This window comes from Gordonia sp. VNK1 (assembly GCF_040049135.1).
Lineage (GTDB): Bacteria > Actinomycetota > Actinomycetes > Mycobacteriales > Mycobacteriaceae > Gordonia > Gordonia oleivorans.
Genome location: NZ_JBDZDJ010000009.1, coordinates 108,404 through 130,625, shown reverse-complemented (window position 1 = coordinate 130,625; position 22,222 = coordinate 108,404). Strand labels below are relative to the sequence as shown.

The window sequence follows — 22,222 nt, the reverse complement described above, 5'->3', positions numbered from 1 at the left end:
ACCTCAATAGATACCGACCATCACGACAACAACAGGAGGAACACTCATGGGAGCCAACACCGTGGCCGTCACCGACGCCACCTTCAAGGACGACGTCCTCGGATCCGACAAGCCGGTACTCGTCGACTTCTGGGCAACCTGGTGCGGTCCGTGCCGCATGGTGGCACCGGTCCTGGAGGAGATCGCCGGCGCGCACGCCGACAAGTTGACCGTCGCCAAACTCGACGTCGACGCCAATCCGGCCACGGCCCGTGACTTCCAGATCATGTCGATCCCGACCATGATCCTGTTCGAGAACGGCAAGCCCACCAAGACCATCGTCGGCGCGAAGGGCAAGGCCGCCCTGCTGCGCGAACTCGATTCGGTGGTCGGCTCCAACGCCTGACATGCGGGGGTGACAACCTCCACACGGGCGTCGTCGTCGGTGTTTTCGCTGGTGACGGCGTCCGTGATGTTTCTGTGCCCGTGTTCGGTTTGGTCCGCGTACTACGGAACTGACAGAATGCACCTGGTCCGCCTGGTGCGCGCTCGCCTCTACCGAGAGCCTCACAGCGCGATCGGCGTGACCATGCAGCGCAAGGACAACGACGCGTCCCGCGCCAACAAGGAGTTGAGATGCCAACATTCCGACTGGGTGATCAGGGTTCGGCCGTCGCCGAGATCCGATCCATCCTCGCCGGACAAGGCCTCATGCCCGTCACGCGCGGACGTCACGCCGCCGACGGCGACGGTTCGCCGGACGAGATCCGCGGACACACCTTCGACGAGGACACCGACCACGCCGTCCGCGCGTTCCAGCAGCAGCGCGGACTGATCGTCGACGGCATCGTCGGCCCCGCCACCTACCGCGCCCTGCGCGAGGCGTCCTACCAGCTCGGAGCGCGAGTACTGCTCTACCGTCTGTCGTCCCCGATGGTGGGCGACGACGTGGCCACCCTGCAGGGCCGCCTCCAGAATCTCGGCTACTACACGGCCCTGGTCGACGGCGTCTTCGGCGAGACCACCCACAACGCGGTGTGCCTGTATCAGAGTGAGTACGGTCTGTCCGCCGACGGCATCTGCGGCCCGTCCACTCTGCGGTCGCTGGAACGTCTGGGCACCCGCGTCACCGGCGGTTCCCCGTACGCGATCCGCGAGGAAGAGCACGTCCGTCGCTCCGGCCCCCGGCTCTCCGGCAAACGTATCGTCATCGACCCCGGTACCGGCGGCATGCACGACCTGTCCACCGGCGCGCTCGCCGACCAGGAAAGCCGACTGCTCTGGGATCTCGCCGCACGACTCGAAGGCCGGATGGCCGCCGCCGGCATGGAAACGTTCCTGTCCCACGACGGTCGGGGAGCACCCACCGACGAGGATCGCGCCCGCGTCGCCAACATGATCGATGCCGACCTGATGATCTCGCTGCGCTTCGGCCACTACCCGAACGCGACCGCCAGCGGCGTGGCCTCCTTCTACTTCGGCAACAGCCACGGTTCGTACTCCACGATCGGCCGCAACCTCGCCGGCTTCATCCAACGTGAGGTCGCCGCGCGCACCCCGCTGATCGACTGCCGCACGCACGAACGTACGTGGGAACTGTTGCGGCTCACCAGGATGCCGGTCGCCATGATCGACGTCGGGTACATCACCAATCCCGACGACGCCGAGACGCTCGAGGATCCCAACTACCGCAACGTGATTGCCGAGGCCGTCCTCGTCGCGGTCAAGCGACTGTATCTGCTCGGCAACGACGACCGGCCCACCGGGACGTACACCTTCGCCGATCTTCTTGCCGCCGAAGAGATTTCCTGAGTCGAGATCCCAATTCGACGTGCTCCGAATCTTTTTCGGAGCACGTCCACCTCGTCACGACGCGTCACCCATAACGCGTCGACTACGTAGCGCGCCTGCCGATCGGTGCGAACGTCCGGGTCTTTCCGGCCAGATCGATCGCCGCCATCACCACCAGTTTCTCCAGGGCGCCCTCGACCTCCGACTTCCATCCCAGGCCTTCGTCCAGTTCGAGACGAAACCGGGGGAAACGCGCGTGTGAGGCGACCACATCGAAGCCGGATGCCTTCAGGAACGCGGCATCGATCAGACACCGCGTACACAGATCCGGTTGCGGGTTGTCGAGGATCTCTCGTGCCACGTTCACGATCTCCTCATCCGACCACTCGCTGATATCGCGCACACCGGACGGGTCCGAACCACGATCATCGGCAGAACCGCCGGCGCGCACCAACCCGAACGCCTCGACGGCGCGTACGCCACGTCGAATGAGATCGGTGACGACGGCGTCAAGAAGGGGACTGGCGACCTCCTCGTACCCCGGTTCCACGTGAATCGATGACAGCAGCACCGCGTCAGCACTGACGGGCGACGTCGGAAACAGCCGGGACCGCGGAATGCGTCCGGGCGGTGCATAGAACGCGGTACCCACGACAACGCCGGTCGACGGATCGGTGGCGAACTGTCCGCACGCACCCCATTCGAGGAGCACCGAGGAGATCCACGCTTCCTTGTCGAACTCGCTCTCGAACGTTGAGGTGTCGGCAACGCAGACGGTGTCGAGATCGTCGCCGCCCACCGTTCCTGGATCGACCTCCCAGAAGACACATCGTCGCGCGTGCGGTGGTAGCGACTCGAAGGATTCGAGACTCAGACGCGAGATCACCGGTTCCATGTCAGATCGTCCGTCCTGTCACCGCGCTGGTCCCGAAAAACGTTGAGCTGCAAAGGCTGCCGTCGATCCGCAGGATTCGCGCAACTAGATGCGTCACTGTGACGTTACTCCCGAGGGTGGTTGGTCGTGGAAAATCGTCGGTGATATCACTTCCCCGGGTCGACCAGACCGACAATCCGCTGGAGATCGTCGACGGATCCGAACTCGACGACAATCTTGCCCTTGCGCTTGCCGAGGCTGACCGTCACCCGGGTATCGAGACGATCGGACAGCCGCTCGGCGAGGTCCTGGAGCCCGGGCATCTGCATCGGCTTGCGTTTGGCTGCCGGGGACGGGGTGGTTGCGGAGCCGTCATCGCGGTTCGCAAGTGTCACCGCCTCCTCCGTCGCGCGCACCGACAAACCCTCGGCGACGATGCGCGCCGCCAGAGCCTCCTGCGCGTCGCTGCCGACCTCCAACGACAACAATGCACGAGCGTGCCCGGCCGACAACACACCGGCGGCCACGCGACGCTGCACCGGGATCGGCAGCTTCAGCAGGCGGATCATGTTCGTGATCACCGGCCGCGAGCGCCCCAACCGGTTCGCCAGCTCCTCATGTGTCACGTCGAACTCATCGAGCAATTGCTGATACGCCGCCGCCTCTTCCAAGGGATTCAGCTGTGCGCGGTGGATGTTCTCGAGCAGCGCATCGCGAAGCATGTCACCGTCAGGGGTCTCCCGCACGATCGCCGGAATGGCGTCGAGGCCGGCTTCCTGGCTGGCGCGCCACCGACGCTCGCCCATGACGAGCTGGAACTCGACGCCGTCGGCGGTGGGCTTCGGCAGCCGCCGCACGACGATCGGCTGCATGAGACCGAACTCCCTGATCGAGTGGATCAGTTCGTTGAGAGCGTCCTCGTCGAACACACTTCGGGGCTGCTGCGGATTGGGCTGGATGAGATTGGGAGGAATCTCGCGGTAGACCGCGCCGACCTCATCGACGGTTCCGGCGGGGGAGACGGCATCGGTGGTGTCCGTACGCGCGGTCGACATACGACTCTTCGTGCCCGCGCCGGCCGCCCCGCCGTTACCGGTACCGATCACCACATCGGCAGCCGCCGCACCCAACTTCGGCGCGGTCGGATCACCCTCGGTGGGACCCGTCGGGATCAGCGCCGCCAACCCGCGTCCGAGCCCTCCTCGTCGCGCAGTGTCCTTCTGACTCACGGAAATCCTCTCGACCCGACGGTGTTCATGAACTGATGCTTCTCGACTGCTGGATGGGTGACGGCCTGAGGCGCGCAGGCCGGGCGGCGTCAGGGACTGACACCGGATTCGGTCGTCTGGCTCTTCATCGCGAGTTCTCGGGCGGCGTCGAGGTAGCTCATTGATCCACGTGAACCCGGGTCGTATTCGATGATGGTCATCCCGTAGCCCGGAGCCTCGGACACCTTGACGCTGCGCGGAATGATGGTCGATAGGACTTTGCTGCCGAAGTGTCGGCGCACCTCCTCGGCAACCTGATCGGCGAGCTTCGTGCGTCCGTCGTACATCGTCAGCAGGATCGTCGAGACGTGCAGATCTTTGTTCAGGTGCGCCTGCACGAGTTCGATGTTGCGGAGTAGCTGACCGACACCCTCGAGGGCGTAGTACTCGCATTGGATCGGGATGAGCACTTCGCGCGCCGCGACCATCGCGTTCACCGTCAGCAGTCCCAGCGATGGGGGGCAGTCGATGAAGATGTAGTCGAATCCGAACTCCGCGATGGAGTCGTCGCTCAGTGCGTTGCGCAGCCGATTCTCGCGGGCGACGAGCGACACCAACTCAATCTCAGCGCCGGCGAGATCGAGAGTCGCGGGCACACAGAAGAGGTTCTCGTTGGCGGGACTCTGTTGGACCGCATCGCGGATCGTCACCTCGTCGATCAGCAACTCGTACACCGACGCGATGTCCGGTGCCCGGTGATCGATACCCAGTGCCGTGCTCGCATTGCCCTGCGGATCGAGATCGACGACGAGCACCCGCAGTCCATGCACCGCCAGCCCGGCCGCCAGGTTCACCGCGGTGGTGGTCTTCCCGACCCCACCCTTCTGATTGGCGACGGTGAGGATCCGGGTGGCGGCGGGGTGGGGGAGTTGACCGGACGCACCAGGCGTCAGGACCTGACTGGCTCGTGCCGCCGCGGCTGCGATCGGTGTGTCGTCGAGAGAATCCTGTGTGGCGCCACCCGCGCCATTGTGTGACGTTTCACGTGAAACCTTCGGGTCTTTCTCGACCACGCTGGGACTCCTTTGCCCGACAGATTGGGTGTCCTCAGAGGTATCGGAGGCACTCGATGACGCCCTCCTATTTTGCGCTCTCCGACCGATCCGCACCAATTACCTCCCTGACTTCCGGACCGACGAGTTCGGTCCCGCACTCCGACGAGACGGATTCCCGACGCCCCCGGCGTCCTTCTCGCGTGATCGCCCCGAGCCACCGCGCTTGAATCCCACGATCACCGTCGTCGCCTGCTCCAACACATCGGCGCCGCACGTCTGTGCTTTCAGATCGACGATCCCGAGCTTCGCAGCACGCTGCCAGTCACGAGCGATCTCATCTTCGGCCGACGACCCTTTGATGGCCACCAAGCGGCCCGCCGGAGAGATCAGTGGAGCCGACCATCGGACCAGCCGTTCGAGCGGTGCGACGGCCCGCGACGTGACAACATCGGCCGGCTCTACTTCGGCGAGCACAGTCTTCTCCTCGGCACGACCCCGTATCACGCGAACATTCAGATCGAGTCTCTCGACAACCTCCTCCAGAAAGGTCGTCCGCCGGAGGAGCGGTTCGATCAGGGTGATGTTGAGATCCGGACGCGCGATGGCCAACGGGATCCCCGGCAGGCCTGCTCCGCTTCCGATGTCGATCACCGACTGGCCCTCGTCGATCAACTCACCGATCACCGCACAGTTGACGAGATGACGGTCCCACAGACGCAGCACCTCGCGGGGGCCGATCAGCCCGCGGACGGTACCGTCCGTCGCAAGCATCGATCGATACCGCTCCGCGGCGTCCAAGCGATCACCGAACACCTTCGCGGCCGATGGGGGAGGGGAGTCACCCGTGGCCGAGGGCTCGTGCGGGCTCTGATCCTCCGAAGGCTCAGGTTTCACGTGAAACAGACCATCCTTGTCGCTGATCGCTCACCGCCGTTTCACGTGAAACAGCGGAATCACATCAATGTAGTTTCCACCCCGGGAACAACGAAGTCCCGGCCAAACGACCGGGACTCCCTTGCTCGCTACCATCCGCATCAGCGGATCGTCGGTCAATCGACCTTGATCACCACGACCCTACGCTTGGGCTCCACGCCCTCGCTCTCGCTGATCACGCCATCCACAGCGGCCACCGCGTCATGCACAATCTTGCGCTCGAACGGCGTCATCGGATCCAGCGCCTCGCGATCGCCTTCCGCACGGACACGCTCGGCAACCTCGGTACCCAAACGCGCCAGCCGGTCGCGACGATCGGCACGCCAGCGAGCGATGTCCAGCATCAGTCGACTCCGATCTCCGGTCACCTGCTGAACGGCAAGGCGAGTGAGTTCCTGCAGGGCGTCGAGAACCTCGCCCTTGCGTCCGACGAGCTTCGCCAGATCATCGCCGCCATCGATACTGACGATCGCGCGGTCACCGTCGACATCGAGATCAATGTCGCCATCGAAGTCCAGGACGTCCAGCAACTGCTCGAGGTAGTCACCGGCGATCTCGCCCTCCTCGAACAGCCCGTCGCCGTCCTCCTCCGACTCGTCGTCCTCGGCATCCTCGGCATCCTCAGCGTCGGCGTCGGCGTCGGCGTCAGCCTCACCGGCGTCAGCACCCTGCACCGCACCGTCCGAATCCGCACCGTCCGAATCCGCGCCCGCCGCTTCCTCGGCCACGGTCTCGTCGGCCACGGTCTCCTGGGACACGGTCTCCTGGGACACCGCCTCAGCGTTCACGTCGTGCTCTCCCTGAGTCGCAGTCTCTGCTGTCATCTGGGTTCCACCTTCTTGCTCGTACCTGTCAGGTCTGTGTCGGGCCGGTCGATCCGCCAGCCGGGAATGCGGCGCGCGACCTCGCGGTCAGCGTCTACCGCCCTTGCGGTTCCCGCGTTTACCGCCGCCGCGTTTGGCAGCGGATTGGTTCTTGTTCCCGGGACCGGGACCACCGGACGCTCGCGCCGGTTTCTGGCCGGGGCGTGGCTTGGTGTCGGGCGTCGCGGCCGCCTCGTTCTCGGCCACCGACTCCGCCGTCCCCGAGTCGCTTGCCGAGTCGCTCGTCGAGCCTCCGCCCGACGACTTCTTCGGCGCGGCATCTGTCGCGTCGTCACCCTTCGTCAGCGACAGCCCCGTCGACTCATCGTCGTCGGAGTTCGACGTGGAACCCTGCTTCTTGGAACGGTCCGGCTTCACACCCGGCTTGGGAGCGTTGGCCTTGAGCTTCTCCTGCTTGGCGAGCCGCGCCTCTTCCTCTTCCTTCTCGATCCGACCGAACACGAGGTGCTGCTGGCCGTAGGTCCAGATGTTGTTGCTCATCCAGTACAGGAGGATGGCGACGGGGAAGAACGGTCCGGTCACCAGGATGCCCAGCGGGAAGATGTAGAGCGCCAGCATGTTCATCATGCGGGTCTGCGGGTTCTCCAGGGCGGCCGCCGGCTGACGTGCCACCGAGGCGCGGGAGTTCATGTGGGTCGCGATCGAGGCCACGATCATCATCGGGATGACGACGATGGCGATGTCCCAGCGGTCGAAGTCGATCGGCTGGCCGGGCTGAACGAACGCCGCCCACTCGGTCTTGGGCTCGGTGATGTACGACGACAGCGGCACCCCGAAGAGGCGGGCGTCGAGGAAGTTCTGCACCTGGTCGACGCTGAAGATGTAGTTGCCGACCGACCGGGTCTCCTCCGGAGACATCCCCAGCTGACCCATTCCGGTCGCGGTCCGGTTGAACGATCGCAGCACGTGGAACAGACCGATGAACACCGGGATCTGCAGCAGCATCGGCAGACATCCGAGCAGGGGATTGAAGCCGTGCTCCTTCTGCAGCTTCTGCATCTCCTCGGTCATCTTGACCCGATCCTTGGCGTACTTCTTGCGGATCGCCTGCAGCTGCGGATTGATCTCCTGCATCTTCTTCGTGGTGCGAATCTGCTTCACGAAGGGCTTGTAGAGGATCGCACGCAGGGTGAAGACCAGGAACACCACCGACAACGCCCACGCGATGCCATCGCCACCAGGACTATCCGGCGTGACAAAGTCGAACAGCCAGTGCCAGAACCACATGATCGCGGATACCGGCCAATAGATGAAGTTCAGCACGGGTCAGCTATCCCTCACTTCTCGTAGATGCGCCTACGCCGTCGTCGGCGGTGCGGTTGGACGTCTGTCCCTCGTCGTCGGGAGGATCGCCGCCGGGCTGACCGGCCTCCGATGTCTCCTCTGGTGATGGCGGACGATGCCGGAACCCGCGCTCGGGTACCGGGTCATAACCAGGTTTGTGCCACGGGCCGCACTTGCACAGCCGGATGACCGCGAGTGCTCCGCCGTGGAAGAAGCCGTGCATCGAGAGTGCTTCCACCGCATACCCGGAACAGGTCGGTTCGAACCGACAGGTCGGCAATCGCAGCGGAGAGACCCAGGTGCGGTAGAGCTCGATCAGGAAGATGACCGTGCGGCGGGGGAGGAGATGAAGAGCTCGCAGACACCGAGCCGACAGACCGACCTCGGCAGCGTCATCAACCACGTCATCGGCGGCGGGGGAGTCGGTGGTCACGGGGCGAGTCATTCCCGAACTCCCGACACTTTGTTGGTTGACGGCCCGCCGGTTGACAGCCTGCCGGTCGACGGCGCTGCGTTGGGAGCCAACTGGCGGACACGGCGACGCCCGAACACCTCGCGCAACTGTTCGGCGAGTTGGTCGCTGCCAACAGATGCGGCGCCGGGGAGGGCGCGAACCACGACGAATGTCTCGTCGGCGGGCGCTGAATCCATCACGGATCGGAAAGCCGCCCGGATCCGACGTGCAACCCGGTGTCGCACGACCGCCGAGCCGACGGACTTGCTGACGATCAGTCCCAACCAGGGACCACCGGTCATGTCGACGGTGCGCCGACGACCCGACGGATCGGGCCACATGGTCGGCACCACCGCGACACTGACGACGAGATCACGAGTGGTCGACCGCACACCGCGTTTGAGTGTGCGGGAGAAGTCGGATCCACGAGAGATCCGATGATCGGCCGACATCATCGAACACTACGAACCGACCGGGAGACGCAGCTCCACGATCGGCAGACGCAGATCGAGATCAGGCCGTGAGCTTCGAGCGGCCCTTGCTGCGACGGGAATTGACGATCGCGCGGCCGGCGCGGGTGCGCATACGCAGACGGAACCCGTGCACGCGCGCACGACGACGATTGTTGGGCTGGAAAGTCCGCTTGCCCTTGGCCACGGTGACTCCTTGTGCTCTGGGATGTGGCACGCCGACTTGCACGGCGTTCCCACATCGTGTGGTGGTCTCTGCTTATCCGACGCGGTGCCGGACTCGTGCCGGTTGGTGGCGCCACCCCCACCGGCCGCGACTCGAGTGATGCACACTCTCGTGACGACCGGCACAGACGACGTGATCCACCGCAAATCCGCAACCTGGATGACCAGTCGAGAGTACGGGAGCGGGCCGGGCCAAATCAAACGAGCGCCAATCGGCCAGGCCAGGGGCGTAACCGTGCCGTCGGTCGGGGGATTCTGCTGGAGGGTGCCGGGCGGAGTCTGTTACGGTTCTCCCACGTTGTCGCGCCGCTGCCGCGCAGCGCGTCCCCGACCATCCCGGGTCGTGGCTCCCCCCTTTTATTCACAGATGTGGATAACCGTGTGGACAAGTCTCCCCAGCGTCGCCAAGGGAACGTCGACCTCATCCGATCCTGGTACTTTCGTCGTGGCGACGGACCAGCGGGGTCGGCCGTTTCAGGCATTCGAGCGCAGTGACACCCACCCGTTCGTGGCGCCGGGCAGGAGGATCAGCTGTGACTACCGATCGCGCTTCGTTCGGCGAGGTGTGGCAGCAGGTCGTCGCCGAACTCAACGACGATTCCGCCGACCACGAACCCCTGTCGAGGCAACAGAAGGCATGGCTGTCGTTGGTGCAGCCGCTCACCCTCGCCGAGGGTTTCGCGCTGCTGGCGGTACCCACCCCGCTGGTGCAGGAACAGATCGAACGCAATCTTCGGGACACGATCCGCACGACGTTGAGTCGGATGCTCGGCCAACCCGTCGACCTGGGCGTGCGTACCACCACTCCGCAGCCCGTCGAGGACGACACACCTTCGGATCCGATGGCCGCCACGCCACCGCCGACGCGTCCTGTCGGGGGACCGGCATTCGGTTCCGAAACCACCGGCGAGACCTTCGCGGGCCAGCCGGTGTCCACCAACTTCGACACCCCACCCCCGCCGGCGCCGGGCACCGCCACACCCGTGACGCACAGCCCGGCCGCCACCAACGGATCCGCGACCACGGACTGGTCGTCGTATTTCGCGGAACGGCCGACGAGCACGTCGGCGGCAACCTCCCCGGTGAGCCTCAACCCGAAGTACACCTTCGACACCTTCGTCATCGGCGCGTCCAATCGTTTCGCCCACGCCTCGGCGGTCGCCGTCGCCGAGGCCCCCGCGCGCGCCTACAACCCGTTGTTCATCTGGGGAGAATCCGGGCTCGGCAAGACCCATCTGCTGCACGCCGCCGGCCACTACGCCCAGCGCCTGTTCCCCGGGATGCGCGTGAAGTACGTCTCGACCGAAGAGTTCACCAACGACTTCATCAACTCCCTGCGTGACGATCGTCGGGTGGCGTTCAAACGCCGCTACCGCGACGTCGACGTGCTGCTCGTCGACGACATCCAGTTCCTGATCGGCAAGGAAGGTATCCAGGAAGAGTTCTTCCACACCTTCAACACGCTGCACAACACCAGCAAGCAGATCGTCATCTCCTCCGATCGGCCGCCGAAACAGCTTGCGACACTGGAGGATCGGCTCCGCACCCGATTCGAGTGGGGACTGATCACCGACGTGCAGCCGCCGGATCTGGAGACCCGGATCGCGATCCTGCGCAAGAAGGCGCAGATGGACAACATCGCCGTGCCCGACGACGTCCTCGAGCTGATCGCCTCCAAGATCGAACGCAATATCCGCGAACTCGAGGGTGCGCTGATCCGCGTCACCGCGTTCGCCTCACTCAACAACGCCGCGCTCGACAAGTCGCTGGCCGACGTGGTGCTGCAGGCGCTGCTGCCGAACTCCGATTCGCTGGAGATCAGCGCCGCCAGCATCCTGGCCATCACCGCCGAATACTTCGACATCTCCGTCGAGGAGCTCCGTGGACCCGGCAAGACGCGGTCGCTCGCCCAGGCCCGCCAGATCTCGATGTACCTGTGCCGCGAGCTCACCGACCTGTCGCTGCCGAAGATCGGTGAGACCTTCGACCGCGATCACACGACCGTCATGTACGCCGAACGCAAGATCCGCAAGGAGATGGCCGAGCGTCGCAAGGTCTACGACTACGTCCAGGAACTCACCGCCCGGATCAAGCAGCGCGCCGAGCGCTGACACCGCTCCGCACACCCTCCTCACCGAGACCGCTCCACGTGGTCTCGCGTCGTGCTCGGTGGTCTTTCGTCTCGTCGTGCCCCGTGGTCTTTCGTTGTGCCGCGTGGCTCTCGCCGCGCTGCGGCCGCCCGTATGGGCCGTGCTCCCACGCGAGGACGTCGTCCCACGACACCAACTCTCAACCCGTGCCCGAGGTGTGCGACGTGTGATCCACGCCGGATCCCGGCTCGGCACGTGCCTCGTCGGGTCGCAAATCCCCAGGTCGCCGCATGTGGATGAATCGTGGGATTTCTGGCCCCGGGCTGTGCACAGAGGGTGGACAGAAAACGAACAACATCGGTCATCCACATCGACGGGGTCAGACGTCCAGCATTCCTCCACCGGCCATCCACAGCACCGCATGCCTGCTGTCCTCGGACGATGGCATGAACTCCACAGGATCCACAGTGCCTACAACTATTGTTGATCTCTTCTTCAAGAGATCTTCTTTCAAGAAGCATGTGTGTACACACGTGCCGGCCGGGCCGGTCGAGATCGCCCATCTCCCGGCGTGGCGACTTGACCCCAATCACCCACCGGGTCGTATCGGCGTTCTAGAGTGGGAACTCCCGATCCTCGATCGTGGCCGCCTGCCCGCGCGCTGCCCGGCACCGACCACGCATCGACGACGACGATTTCCGAACCCGGCAGACGCAACCGAGAGAAGGGCGCATCCCCCGTTATGAAGTTCCGTGTCGCGCGCGACGAGTTCTCCGAATCCGTTGCCTGGGTTGCCCGTAGCCTGCCGTCCCGTCCCCCCGTTCCGGTGCTCGGATGTGTGGTTCTCGATGCCTCCGACGAGACGACCGGCGGTGGCCTGACGATCTCCGGGTTCGATTACGAGGTGTCGGCCCAGGAGTCGATCTCCGCGGAGATCGCCGAACCCGGCAAGGTGCTGGTGTCGGGCCGCTTGCTGGCCGACATCACCCGAGCACTCCCGTCGAAACCGGTCGATGTGAGTCTGGACGGATCCCGGGTCGCGATCGCCTGCGGTAGCGCCAAGTTCTCGTTGCCGACGATGCCGGTCGAGGACTACCCGCAGCTTCCCGAGGTACCCGCGGTCACCGGATCCATCCCCGCGGATGTGTTCGCCGAGGCGGTCTCACAGGTTGCGGTGGCCGCCGGTCGCGACGACACCCTGCCGATGCTCACCGGTGTGCGCGTCGAGATCGAGGGCAATTCGGTGGTTCTGGCCGCAACGGACCGCTTCCGGCTCGCGGTGCGTGAACTGGAATGGGAACCGGTGCAACCGGACGTGAGTGGTGCGGTGCTGGTGCCGGCCAAGACCCTGTCGGAGAGCGCGAAGACCGCGGGCGCCGAGGGGACCGGTTCGGTCCGGTTGGCCTTCGGAGCGGGCGACGCCATCGGTGCCGAAGGGATCCTGGGGATTCTGGGCGCGACCAAGCAGAACACCACCCGGTTGCTCGACGCGGAGTTCCCGAAGTTCCGGCAGTTGCTGCCGGCGTCGCACACCGCGGTCGCCACCATCGAGAGTGCCCCACTGATCGAGGCGATCAAACGTGTTGCCCTGGTGGCCGAGCGCGGTGCGCAGGTCCGGATGGAGTTCACCGAGGGTTCGGTGCTGCTGACGGCCGGCGGCGACGAGGCGGGCAAGGCCGAGGAGGAACTCGAGGTCGTCTTCCAGGGCGAACCGCTGACGATCGCCTTCAACCCCGGGTACCTGCAGGACGGGTTGTCGGCGATCAACGCGAAGTCGGTGGATTTCGGTTTCACCACCCCGAGTCGTCCCGCGGTGCTGCGGATCTCGAACGGTGAGGCCCCCGTCGCCGACGAATCCGGTGCGTTCGTGGCTCCCGACAGCGCGTTCAGCTACCTGCTGATGCCGGTCCGGTTGCCCGGCTGATCCGTCCCGCGGACGTCGCCGGACGACCACCGTCCGCAACGAGCGATCGTCTGCGAAAATCGTTGTCGCTCAACCACATCTTGGCACTCGGATCGGAAGGACTGCGATGCAACTGGGCCTCGTCGGACTGGGAAAGATGGGTGCCAACATGCGCACCCGGATCGCCGACGCCGGGCACCAGGTGATCGGCTACGACCCGCGTCCGGACGTCACCGACGTCGGATCCCTCACCGATCTCGTCGCCGCCCTCGATGCGCCACGGGTGATCTGGGTGATGGTTCCCTCCGGCGACCCGACCCGATCCACCATCGCCTCCCTCGCCGACGCGTTGGACCCCGGTGACATCGTCATCGATGGAGGCAACTCCCGCTACACCGACGATCAGCAACACTCGGAACTGTTGGGGGACAAGGGAATCGGCTACATCGACTGCGGTGTGTCCGGCGGTGTCTGGGGGTTGGAGAACGGCTACGGGCTGATGGCGGGCGGAACCGAGTCCGACATCGAGCGGGCCATGCCGATCTTCGACGCGTTGCGACCGGAGGGGGACCGTGCCGACGGATTCGTGCATGCCGGTCCGGTCGGGGCGGGTCACTACGCCAAGATGGTGCACAACGGCATCGAGTACGGACTGATGCACGCCTACGGCGAGGGATACGAACTGCTGTCAGCCGAGCCGCTGATCACCGACGTCGAGGGCACGCTGCGGGCGTGGACTCACGGCACTGTCATCCGGTCGTGGCTGCTGGATCTGCTGGTCCGGGCGTTGCAGGAGGATCCGGGGCTTGCCGGTATCTCCGACTACACCACCGACTCCGGTGAGGGTCGCTGGACCGTCGAGGAGGCCATCCGGCACTCGGTTCCGGCCAATGTCATCTCCGCCGCGCTGTTCGCCCGCTTCGCCTCCCGCCAGGACGGATCGCCGGCTCTGAAAGCGGTGTCCGCGTTACGAAATCAATTCGGCGGCCACGCCGTTCGGGATACCACGGGTCGTTCGGTCGGGGCCAGTGGTGCACCGCCGAGTTCGCCGACCGCCTGAGCCGTGTTCGTCCGCGAACTGCACCTGCGCGACTTCCGGTCGTGGCGCAGTGTCGATCTCGAACTGCGGCCCGGGCCGACGATCATCACCGGCCGCAACGGCTTCGGCAAGACCAACCTCATCGAGGCCCTGTTCTACCTCGCCACCATGCGGTCTCATCGGGTGAGTTCCGATGCGCCACTGGTTCGTTCGTCGATGTCGTCGGCGACCGTCACCGCCACCGTGGAGAACGCGGGCCGCGAACTGACGGCGTCGCTGCAGATCAACGCCGAGGGCGCCAACAAGGCGTGGCTCAACACGTCCCCGCAACGCCGGCCCCGAGATCTGTTGGGCGTCTTGCGAACTGTGCTGTTCGCGCCCGAGGATCTGCTGCTGGTGCGCGGCGATCCGGCCGATCGCCGGCGTTTCGTCGACGAACTCGTGGCCCAGCGTGGACCGCGATGGGCGGCGGCCCGTGCCGACTACGACAGGGTGCTCCGACAGCGGTCGGCATTGCTCAAGACCGCCGGCGCCGCCCTGCGTCGCGGTGGATCCGAGGCCGACTCGGTGATCAGCACCCTCGACGTCTGGGATGGCGCGTTGGCCGACCACGGCAGCCAGGTCACCGCCGCACGCATCGACCTGCTCACCGAACTGGCACCACACTTCTCCGGCTCCTATGCCGCCATCGCGCCGCATTCCCGACCGGCGGATCTGCGGTACCGGGCCTCCGCGGGAGACGACGTCCTGCCGGCGGCCGGGCTCGCCGCCGACCCCGAGCACATCCGTGAGGTGCTGCTCACCCGCCTCGGGGAAATGCGTGACAAGGAGATCGACCGCGGCATGTCACTGGTCGGGCCGCACCGCGACGACGTCGACCTGATCCTCGGCGACGACATCGCGAAGGGCTTCGCGAGTCATGGCGAGTCGTGGTCGCTGGCGTTGGCGCTGCGGCTGGGATCGGTGGAATTGACCCGTGCGGAGGGCGTCGAACCGGTGATCATGCTCGACGACGTGTTCGCCGAACTCGATGCCGCGCGACGACGCAAACTAGCCGAATTCACCAGCGGCGCAGAGCAGATCCTCATCACCGCCGCCGTCGCCGACGACATCCCCGAGGGCCTCGGGGGCCGACGCATCAGCGTCGACCTGGTCAAGGTCGACGGCACTCGCCAATCCACGGTGGTGGCCGTCACCGACGACGCCGGGACGGCGGAGCCGGCTCCCGAGCCCCCGGACACCGCTGTTTCGGAATCCCTCGAGCCGACAGTGTCCGAGCCGTCAGTGTCCGAGTCGATGCTGTCGGAGGTCGAGGGGAGACTGTCGGAATGACCGAGTCAGAGTCCGCCGATCCGCGGCCGGTGGGTCCCGACGGCATGAGCGGATACGAGCGTGCCCGCCGGGCACTGGAAGAGGCCCGTGCCTCGGCCCGCGCCGCCGGAAAGTCCGTCGGTCAGGGACGGGCATCACCGTCGCGCCGCTCGTCCGGGGTGCGGCGGGGTGGGCGCCGCAGCTGGTCCGGCGCGGGCCCCGACTCCCGGGATCCGCAACCATTCGGACGCCTCGTCGGCGGCATCGCGCGTGAGCGCGGCTGGCAGCCGCAGATCGCCGAGGGCACCCTGTTCGGCATGTGGGAACAGATCGTCGGAGCCGACATCGCCGCCCACGCGCAGCCAACGTCGTTGTGCGAGAAGGTCTTACATGTGCAGGCCGAGTCGACGGCGTGGGCGACGCAGCTACGGTACGTCCAGGCCCAGATCCTGGCGAAGATCGCCGCGGCCATCGGCGACGGGGTGGTGACGTCCCTGCGGATCACCGGCCCCAAGGGGCCGTCGTGGCGCAAGGGTGAGCGACATGTGCGGGGTGGTCGCGGACCGCGGGACACCTACGGCTGAGATGGCCGCGCCCGCGCCGGGTGATTTCTCGCCAGGAAAGAATCTGAGGCAGATTTTCTCCACGGACCACGACCGGACCGGCAGATGTCGAAAAAAATCGGTCTGCGCGCGATTCAGCGGCCCCTGATGCGGGTTTCTACTCGTTTGAGGCAGTACACTGGACCGTGTTGTCCCGACTGGGGGATCAGCAGCCCGTGACAGGGCGCCGGTGCACGCGCAGCAGAGGTTGTACGCCGCCGGTGACCGCGCGGGCGATTTTGTGCTGATCACCCCCGATGGCGTCGGGCCCATCGAGAGCAGAACAGGAGCGCTAGCACCTCGTGGCCGAAAGCAGCGACAAGACCGGTGGCTCGGGATCGAAGAAGCCCCGAAAGAAGCCGTCCGAATATGGTGCCGAGTCGATCAGCATCCTCGAAGGTCTCGAGGCGGTGCGTAAGCGACCCGGCATGTACATCGGCTCGACCGGTGAGCGGGGTCTGCACCATCTGATCTGGGAGGTCGTCGACAACTCGGTCGACGAGGCGATGGCCGGCTTCGCGACCAAGGTCGACGTGACGCTGCTCGCCGACGGCGGTGTCCAGGTCGTCGACGACGGCCGCGGTATCCCGGTCGCGATGCATGCCACCGGTGTGCCCACCGTCGAGGTCGTGCTCACCCAGCTGCACGCCGGCGGCAAGTTCGACTCTGATGCCTACGCGGTGTCCGGTGGTCTGCACGGCGTGGGTATCTCCGTGGTCAACGCGCTGTCCACCAAGGTCGAGGTGGAGGTGGATGTCGACGGCTACCACTGGAACGAGACGTTCACCGCGTCCAAGCCGGACGGGCTGATCAAGGGTGAGCCCACCCGCAAGACCGGCACCACGGTTCGGTTCTGGCCGGATGCGGGGATCTTTACCGAGACCACCGAGTTCAACGCCGAGACGGTGTCGCGTCGCCTCCAGGAGATGGCCTTCCTCAACAAGGGTCTGACCATCACCCTCACCGACGAGCGACCCAAGGCAATCGAACCGCCCGGCGATCCCAACGGCGACGCCGACAGCGGTGACCCGGAGGCCGCCGAAGCCGTCAAGAGTGAAGCCGAAAAGGCCGCTGCCGCAGCGAAACCCAAGACCCGGACGTACCACTACCCGGACGGCCTGGTCGACTACATCAAGCACATCAACCGCACCAAGCACCCGATCCACAAGTCGGTCATCGGCTTCACCGGCAAGGGCACCGGCCACGAGGTCGAGATCGCGATGCAGTGGAACGACGGGTACTCCGAGTCGGTGCACACCTTCGCCAACACCATCAACACCCACGAGGGCGGCACGCATGAGGAGGGTTTCCGTGCGGCACTGACCCGCGTGGTGAATTCCTATGCACGCGACAAGAAGTTGCTCAAGGAGAAGGACTCCAACCTCACCGGCGACGACATCCGCGAAGGACTTGCCGCGGTCATCTCGGTCAAGGTCGCCGAACCGCAGTTCGAGGGCCAGACCAAGACCAAGCTCGGGAATACCGAGGTGAAGAGCTTCGTGCAGAAGGCCTCCGGCGAGCACCTCGAGCACTGGTTCGAGGCCAACCCGGCCGAGGCGAAGGTGATCGTCAACAAGGCCGTCGACTCCGCGCACGCCCGGCTCGCGGCCCGCAAGGCGCGAGATCTGGTGCGCCGCAAGAGCGCCACCGACATCGGTGGCCTGCCCGGCAAGCTGGCCGACTGCCGCAGCAACGATCCCAGCAAGTGTGAGATCTACCTGGTGGAGGGCGACTCCGCCGGCGGTTCGGCCAAGACCGGCCGCGACTCGATGTACCAGGCGATCCTTCCGTTGCGCGGCAAGATCATCAACGTCGAGAAGGCTCGGATCGACCGCGTGCTGAAGAACGCCGAGGTCCAGTCGATCATCACCGCGTTCGGCACCGGCATCCACGACGAGTTCGATCTGGGCAAGCTGCGGTACTACAAGATCGTGCTGATGGCCGACGCCGACGTCGACGGCCAGCACATCTCGACGCTGCTGTTGACCCTGCTGTTCCGGTTCATGCGTCCGCTGATCGAGCACGGCCACGTCTATCTGGCACAGCCGCCGCTCTACAAACTCAAGTGGCAGAAGGGCGCCGAGGCCGAGTACGCCTACTCCGACCGGGAACGCGACGCCATGGTGGCCGCCGGACTCGAGAGTGGCAAGAAGATCAACACCGACGACGGCATCCAGCGCTACAAGGGTCTCGGCGAGATGAACCCGAGCGAGCTGTGGGAGACCACCATGGACCCGGTCACCCGCACGCTGCGTCAGGTGACCCTCGACGACGCCGCCGCGGCCGACGAACTCTTCTCGGTGCTGATGGGTGAGGACGTCGTCGCACGTCGCAGCTTCATCGCCCGCAACGCGAAAGACGTTCGCTTCCTTGATGTCTGATTCCACGTCCCGGCGTGAGAAGACATCGACACCTTGACAAGGACACTTCATGACTGACACCACACTGCCGCCCGCCGGCGGCGAAGGCGACCGCGTCGAACCGGTCGATCTCGGCCAGGAGATGCAGAACAGCTACATCGATTACGCGATGAGCGTGATCGTCGGCCGTGCACTCCCTGAGGTCCGCGACGGCCTCAAGCCGGTGCACCGCCGTCTGCTCTACGCATCCTTCGACGCCGGTTTCCGCCCCGACCGCAGCTACGTCAAATCGGCGAAACCCGTTGCGGAGACGATGGGTAACTACCATCCGCACGGCGACTCCGCGATCTACGACGCGCTGGTGCGTCTGGCCCAGCCGTGGTCGATGCGCTATCCGCTGATCGACGGTCAGGGCAATTTCGGCTCCCGCGGCAACGACGGCCCCGCCGCCATGCGTTACACCGAGGCCCGGCTGACCCCCCTCGCCATGGAGATGTTGCGTGACATCGACGAGGACACAGTCGATTTCACACCCAACTACGACGGCAAGACCAACGAGCCGACGGTGTTGCCGGCCCGTATCCCGAACCTGTTGATGAACGGGTCCGGCGGTATCGCCGTCGGTATGGCCACCAACATCCCGCCGCACAACCTCAACGAGGTCGCCGAGGCCATCTTCTGGGCGCTGGAGAACTTCGAGGCCGACGACGAAACCACCCTCGCCGCGTGCATGGAGCGCATCAAGGGACCGGACTTCCCCACGGCCGGTTTGATTGTCGGCAGTCAGGGGATCAAGGACGCCTACACCACCGGCCGCGGCTCGATCCGCATGCGTGGTGTCACCTCCATCGAGGAGGCCAAGGGTGGCGCCACCCAGATCGTCATCACCGAGCTGCCGTATCAGGTCAACCCGGACAACATGATCGCCTCCATCGCCGAGCAGGTGAACGAGGGAAAGCTCAAGGGCATCAGCAAGATCGAGGATCACTCCTCAGATCGTGTGGGTCTGCGCGTCGTCGTCACCCTGCGCCGCGACGCGGTCGCCAAGGTGGTGCTGAACAACCTCTACAAGCACAGCCAGCTGCAGACCAGCTTCGGCGCCAACATGCTGTCCATCGTCGACGGTGTGCCCCGCACCCTGCGCCTGGACCAGATGATCCGCTACTACGTGGCCCATCAGATCGACGTCATCGTGCGGCGCACCCGTTACCGGTTGCGCAAGGCCGAGGAGCGCGCCCACATCCTGCGCGGTCTGGTGAAAGCCCTTGACGCCCTTGACGAAGTGATCGCGTTGATCCGGGCGTCGGCCAACACCGAGGCCGCCCGCACCGGGTTGATGGATCTGCTGGAGATCGACGAGATCCAGGCCGATGCGATCCTCGCCATGCAGCTGCGCCGGTTGTCGGCGTTGGAGCGGCAGAAGATCATCGACGACCTCGCCGAGATCGAGCGCGAGATCGAGGATTACAAGGACATCCTCGCCCGGCCCGAACGCCAACGGTCGATCGTCCGTGACGAGCTCACCGTCGTCGTGGAGAAGTACGGCGACGAACGTCGTACGAAGATCATCGCCGCCGACGGCGACGTCACCGACGAGGATCTCATCGCCCGCGAGGACGTCGTCGTCACCATCACCGAAACCGGCTATGCCAAGCGCACCAAGACCGATCTGTATCGCAGTCAGCGACGCGGCGGCAAGGGTGTGCAGGGCGCCGGCCTCAAGCAGGACGACATCGTGGCGCACTTCTTCGTGTGCTCCACCCACGACTGGATTCTGTTCTTCACCACCAAGGGCCGGGTCTATCGCGCCAAGGCGTACGAACTGCCGGAGGCCAACCGCACCGCCCGCGGTCAGCACGTGGCCAACCTGCTGGCCTTCCAGCCGGAGGAGCGCATCGCGCAGGTCATCCAGATCAAGGCCTACACCGACGCCCCGTACCTGGTGCTCGCCACCCGCAACGGCCTCGTCAAGAAGTCCAAGCTCGAGGACTTCGACTCGAACCGTTCCGGCGGGATCACCGCGATCAACCTGCGCGGTGAGGACGAGTTGGTGGGCGCGCAGCTGTGCAGCGCCGACGACGACCTGCTGCTGGTCAGCGACAAGGGGCAGTCGATCCGCTTCCACGCCGACGACGAGGCACTGCGTCCGATGGGCCGGGCCACCTCGGGTGTCCAGGGCATGCGGTTCAACGACGACGATCAGCTGTTGTCGCTCAACGTCGTTCGCGAGGGCACGTATCTGCTGGTCGCGACGTCGGGCGGCTACGCCAAGCGCACCGGCATGGACGACTACCCGGTGCAGGGACGTGGCGGCAAGGGCGTCCTGACGATCCAGCACGATCGTCGACGCGGCACCCTGATCGGCGCCCTCATCGTCGATGACGACACCGAGCTGTACGCCATCACCTCCGGTGGCGGCGTCATCCGCACCGCGGCCAAGCAGGTCCGCAAGGCCGGTCGTCAGACCAAGGGTGTGCGCCTAATGAACCTCGACGAGGGGACCACGCTGCTGGCGATTGCCCGCAACGCCGACGAACCCGACCCCGACGCCGAGTAGAGGTCCCTCGGGTAGGCGAGGGCCACTTCGCCAACAAAACAATTCGGACACAAGACGGGCCACGACGCCGGAACAGCGTCGTGGCTCGTCTTGTGTGACGGCCACAACGGTTAGGGTGGAGCCATTGCGGCCAGAGCAGTAGGAAGCCACCGCGGACGTGCCGAGTGAGGATAAGACGCCAGTGAGCCAACCGAACGACCCGGACAAGAAGACATCGCCGTCCCTGGCGAAGGGACCCACGGCGTCGGGTGCCTCCGATGACGCGGCCACGACGACGAGCATTCCCACTGCCGGATCGCCGTCCGGTGCTTCCGGTGCGTCCCCGTCGGGCCCGTCGACGTCCGGTCCCCAGCCGGGGCCGCAGCGCGGTGGTCTGGTGCCGCCGTGGCAGCGCGGTCCGGGTGGCCCAGACGGCACGAATCCGGTCGGTTCGGCGCAGGCCCCGATGCCGTCGGGCAGCGCCCCGACCGAACAGATCGTCAACGGCCGCGGCGGCACCCCGCGCGGCGTGGTCACCGGCAGTGGCACCGCCGCCGCGAGCATGAGCGGTCAGCAGGCACCGGTGAAGAAGCTCGACGCGCCGCCGGTGGGTCCGGCCGCACCGACGACCGAGGCACCCCGCGGCCGGTTTGTGGAGACACCGACGCGGACGATCGCACGCGAACCGTCGGCGGGGGAGAAGCTGCCCGACCTCGACGAGATCCACCACACCTCCGGTGAGGCGACACGAGCAGGTGCCGCGGCGGCTGCGGCCGGCGTGGCGACCCGCTCCGCACCGACGCAGGTCGGCTCCGGACGAGCCCTGCGCGCCGCCGTTCAGGTCCGGCGTCTCGACCCGTGGGCAACCTTCAAGGTGGTCGGCGTGCTCGCCATCGTCGGCTTTGTGATCTGGATGATCGCCGTGGCCGTGCTCTACCTGGTCCTCGACGGCATGGGTGTGTGGGAACAGGTCAACAGTTCCTTCGGGACCCTGGTCACCGCAGACGGCGCCACCAGTGGCGACATCATCGGCGCCGGCAGCGTGTTCCTGTACGCCGGCATCCTCGGCGTCGTGAACGGGATCCTGATCACCGCGCTGGCAACCATCGGTGCCTACATCTACAACCTGGTGGCCGATATGGTCGGCGGACTCGAGGTCACACTCGCCGACCTCGACTAGAGGATCATCCCAGGTCAGAGCCGGTGTTCCGGAGGCGTTTTGGT

General features: G+C 65.8%; 19 protein-coding genes. 10 read left to right on the top strand and 9 right to left on the bottom strand.

Annotated features, from left to right (window positions below; translation table 11 throughout):
* The first annotated feature begins 46 nt into the window (after positions 1-46).
* Positions 47-385 carry a thioredoxin gene (gene trxA, locus ABLE94_RS13480; RefSeq protein ID WP_348805435.1) on the top strand — a complete coding sequence of 113 codons (339 nt, stop codon included), beginning with the start codon at positions 47-49 and terminating at the stop codon, positions 383-385.
* Positions 386-615: 230 nt separating this feature from the next.
* Positions 616-1,791, top strand: coding sequence for an N-acetylmuramoyl-L-alanine amidase (locus tag ABLE94_RS13475; protein WP_348805434.1), 1,176 nt, complete (start codon positions 616-618; stop codon positions 1,789-1,791).
* Between the two features lie 82 nt (positions 1,792-1,873).
* Here ABLE94_RS13475 and ABLE94_RS13470 read toward each other — a convergent pair whose 3' ends face one another.
* The 9 genes from ABLE94_RS13470 to rpmH all read right to left on the bottom strand — a co-directional run bounded on the left by ABLE94_RS13470 (position 1,874) and on the right by rpmH (position 9,119).
* Positions 1,874-2,665, bottom strand: a complete 792-nt coding sequence (locus ABLE94_RS13470; protein WP_348805433.1) for a hypothetical protein — start codon at positions 2,663-2,665, stop codon at positions 1,874-1,876.
* A gap of 146 nt (positions 2,666-2,811) precedes the next feature.
* Positions 2,812-3,873, bottom strand: a complete 1,062-nt coding sequence (locus tag ABLE94_RS13465; RefSeq protein ID WP_348805432.1) for a ParB/RepB/Spo0J family partition protein — start codon at positions 3,871-3,873, stop codon at positions 2,812-2,814.
* Positions 3,874-3,962: 89 nt separating this feature from the next.
* Positions 3,963-4,925 carry a ParA family protein gene (locus ABLE94_RS13460; RefSeq protein WP_348808991.1) on the bottom strand — a complete coding sequence of 321 codons (963 nt, stop codon included), beginning with the start codon at positions 4,923-4,925 and terminating at the stop codon, positions 3,963-3,965.
* Positions 4,926-5,024: 99 nt separating this feature from the next.
* The gene (rsmG, locus tag ABLE94_RS13455) at positions 5,025-5,678 is read right to left on the bottom strand and encodes a 16S rRNA (guanine(527)-N(7))-methyltransferase RsmG (RefSeq protein ID WP_425476198.1); all 654 of its coding nucleotides are present in this window, start codon (positions 5,676-5,678) and stop codon (positions 5,025-5,027) included.
* A gap of 278 nt (positions 5,679-5,956) precedes the next feature.
* Positions 5,957-6,664 carry a Jag family protein gene (locus tag ABLE94_RS13450; protein WP_348808990.1) on the bottom strand — a complete coding sequence of 236 codons (708 nt, stop codon included), beginning with the start codon at positions 6,662-6,664 and terminating at the stop codon, positions 5,957-5,959.
* Between the two features lie 87 nt (positions 6,665-6,751).
* Positions 6,752-7,987, bottom strand: a complete 1,236-nt coding sequence (gene yidC, locus ABLE94_RS13445; RefSeq protein ID WP_348805429.1) for a membrane protein insertase YidC — start codon at positions 7,985-7,987, stop codon at positions 6,752-6,754.
* Positions 7,988-7,994: 7 nt separating this feature from the next.
* Positions 7,995-8,453, bottom strand: coding sequence for a membrane protein insertion efficiency factor YidD (gene yidD / locus ABLE94_RS13440; protein WP_348805428.1), 459 nt, complete (start codon positions 8,451-8,453; stop codon positions 7,995-7,997).
* Complete coding sequence (gene rnpA, locus ABLE94_RS13435; RefSeq protein WP_348808989.1) at positions 8,450-8,917, bottom strand: ribonuclease P protein component; 468 nt, start codon at positions 8,915-8,917, stop codon at positions 8,450-8,452. The genes yidD and rnpA overlap by 4 nt, the downstream gene beginning before the upstream one ends.
* Positions 8,918-8,975: 58 nt before the next feature.
* On the bottom strand, positions 8,976-9,119 hold the full coding sequence (gene rpmH, locus ABLE94_RS13430) for a 50S ribosomal protein L34 (RefSeq protein ID WP_348805425.1): 144 nt from the start codon (positions 9,117-9,119) through the stop codon (positions 8,976-8,978).
* Between the two features lie 571 nt (positions 9,120-9,690).
* Here rpmH and dnaA point away from each other — a divergent pair.
* From dnaA to ABLE94_RS13390, 8 genes are all read left to right on the top strand, one after another.
* Positions 9,691-11,268 carry a chromosomal replication initiator protein DnaA gene (gene dnaA / locus ABLE94_RS13425; protein ID WP_348805424.1) on the top strand — a complete coding sequence of 526 codons (1,578 nt, stop codon included), beginning with the start codon at positions 9,691-9,693 and terminating at the stop codon, positions 11,266-11,268.
* 721 nt (positions 11,269-11,989) lie between these two features.
* On the top strand, positions 11,990-13,171 hold the full coding sequence (gene dnaN / locus ABLE94_RS13420) for a DNA polymerase III subunit beta (RefSeq protein ID WP_348808988.1): 1,182 nt from the start codon (positions 11,990-11,992) through the stop codon (positions 13,169-13,171).
* A 106-nt stretch (positions 13,172-13,277) separates the two neighbouring features.
* Positions 13,278-14,210 carry a phosphogluconate dehydrogenase (NAD(+)-dependent, decarboxylating) gene (gene gnd, locus ABLE94_RS13415; RefSeq protein WP_348805422.1) on the top strand — a complete coding sequence of 311 codons (933 nt, stop codon included), beginning with the start codon at positions 13,278-13,280 and terminating at the stop codon, positions 14,208-14,210.
* Positions 14,211-14,213: 3 nt separating this feature from the next.
* The gene (gene recF / locus ABLE94_RS13410) at positions 14,214-15,521 is read left to right on the top strand and encodes a DNA replication/repair protein RecF (protein WP_348808987.1); all 1,308 of its coding nucleotides are present in this window, start codon (positions 14,214-14,216) and stop codon (positions 15,519-15,521) included.
* Positions 15,518-16,084 carry a DUF721 family protein gene (locus ABLE94_RS13405; RefSeq protein WP_348808986.1) on the top strand — a complete coding sequence of 189 codons (567 nt, stop codon included), beginning with the start codon at positions 15,518-15,520 and terminating at the stop codon, positions 16,082-16,084. Before recF ends, ABLE94_RS13405 begins: the two co-directional genes overlap by 4 nt.
* 320 nt (positions 16,085-16,404) lie before the next feature.
* Complete coding sequence (gene gyrB, locus ABLE94_RS13400; protein WP_348808985.1) at positions 16,405-18,483, top strand: DNA topoisomerase (ATP-hydrolyzing) subunit B; 2,079 nt, start codon at positions 16,405-16,407, stop codon at positions 18,481-18,483.
* Between the two features lie 49 nt (positions 18,484-18,532).
* The gene (gene gyrA, locus ABLE94_RS13395; RefSeq protein ID WP_348808984.1) at positions 18,533-21,019 is read left to right on the top strand and encodes a DNA gyrase subunit A; all 2,487 of its coding nucleotides are present in this window, start codon (positions 18,533-18,535) and stop codon (positions 21,017-21,019) included.
* Positions 21,020-21,299: 280 nt separating this feature from the next.
* Positions 21,300-22,178: a DUF3566 domain-containing protein gene (locus ABLE94_RS13390; protein WP_348809039.1), complete on the top strand. Its 879-nt coding sequence runs from the start codon at positions 21,300-21,302 to the stop codon at positions 22,176-22,178.
* Positions 22,179-22,222 lie beyond the last annotated feature (44 nt).

Excerpts from the sequence above, each read along its gene's own strand:
- ABLE94_RS13405 (WP_348808986.1), top strand. The coding sequence starts at position 15,518 with ATGACCGAGTCAGAGTCCGCCGATCCGCGGCCGGTGGGTCCCGACGGC.
- gyrA (WP_348808984.1), top strand. The coding sequence starts at position 18,533 with ATGACTGACACCACACTGCCGCCCGCCGGCGGCGAAGGCGACCGCGTC.
- ABLE94_RS13475 (WP_348805434.1), top strand. The coding sequence starts at position 616 with ATGCCAACATTCCGACTGGGTGATCAGGGTTCGGCCGTCGCCGAGATC.
- trxA (WP_348805435.1), top strand. The coding sequence starts at position 47 with ATGGGAGCCAACACCGTGGCCGTCACCGACGCCACCTTCAAGGACGAC.
- dnaN (WP_348808988.1), top strand. The coding sequence starts at position 11,990 with ATGAAGTTCCGTGTCGCGCGCGACGAGTTCTCCGAATCCGTTGCCTGG.
- rsmG (WP_425476198.1), bottom strand. The coding sequence starts at position 5,678 with ATGCTTGCGACGGACGGTACCGTCCGCGGGCTGATCGGCCCCCGCGAG.
- ABLE94_RS13470 (WP_348805433.1), bottom strand. The coding sequence starts at position 2,665 with ATGGAACCGGTGATCTCGCGTCTGAGTCTCGAATCCTTCGAGTCGCTA.
- yidD (WP_348805428.1), bottom strand. The coding sequence starts at position 8,453 with ATGACTCGCCCCGTGACCACCGACTCCCCCGCCGCCGATGACGTGGTT.
- rnpA (WP_348808989.1), bottom strand. The coding sequence starts at position 8,917 with ATGATGTCGGCCGATCATCGGATCTCTCGTGGATCCGACTTCTCCCGC.
- gnd (WP_348805422.1), top strand. The coding sequence starts at position 13,278 with ATGCAACTGGGCCTCGTCGGACTGGGAAAGATGGGTGCCAACATGCGC.
- ABLE94_RS13450 (WP_348808990.1), bottom strand. The coding sequence starts at position 6,664 with ATGACAGCAGAGACTGCGACTCAGGGAGAGCACGACGTGAACGCTGAG.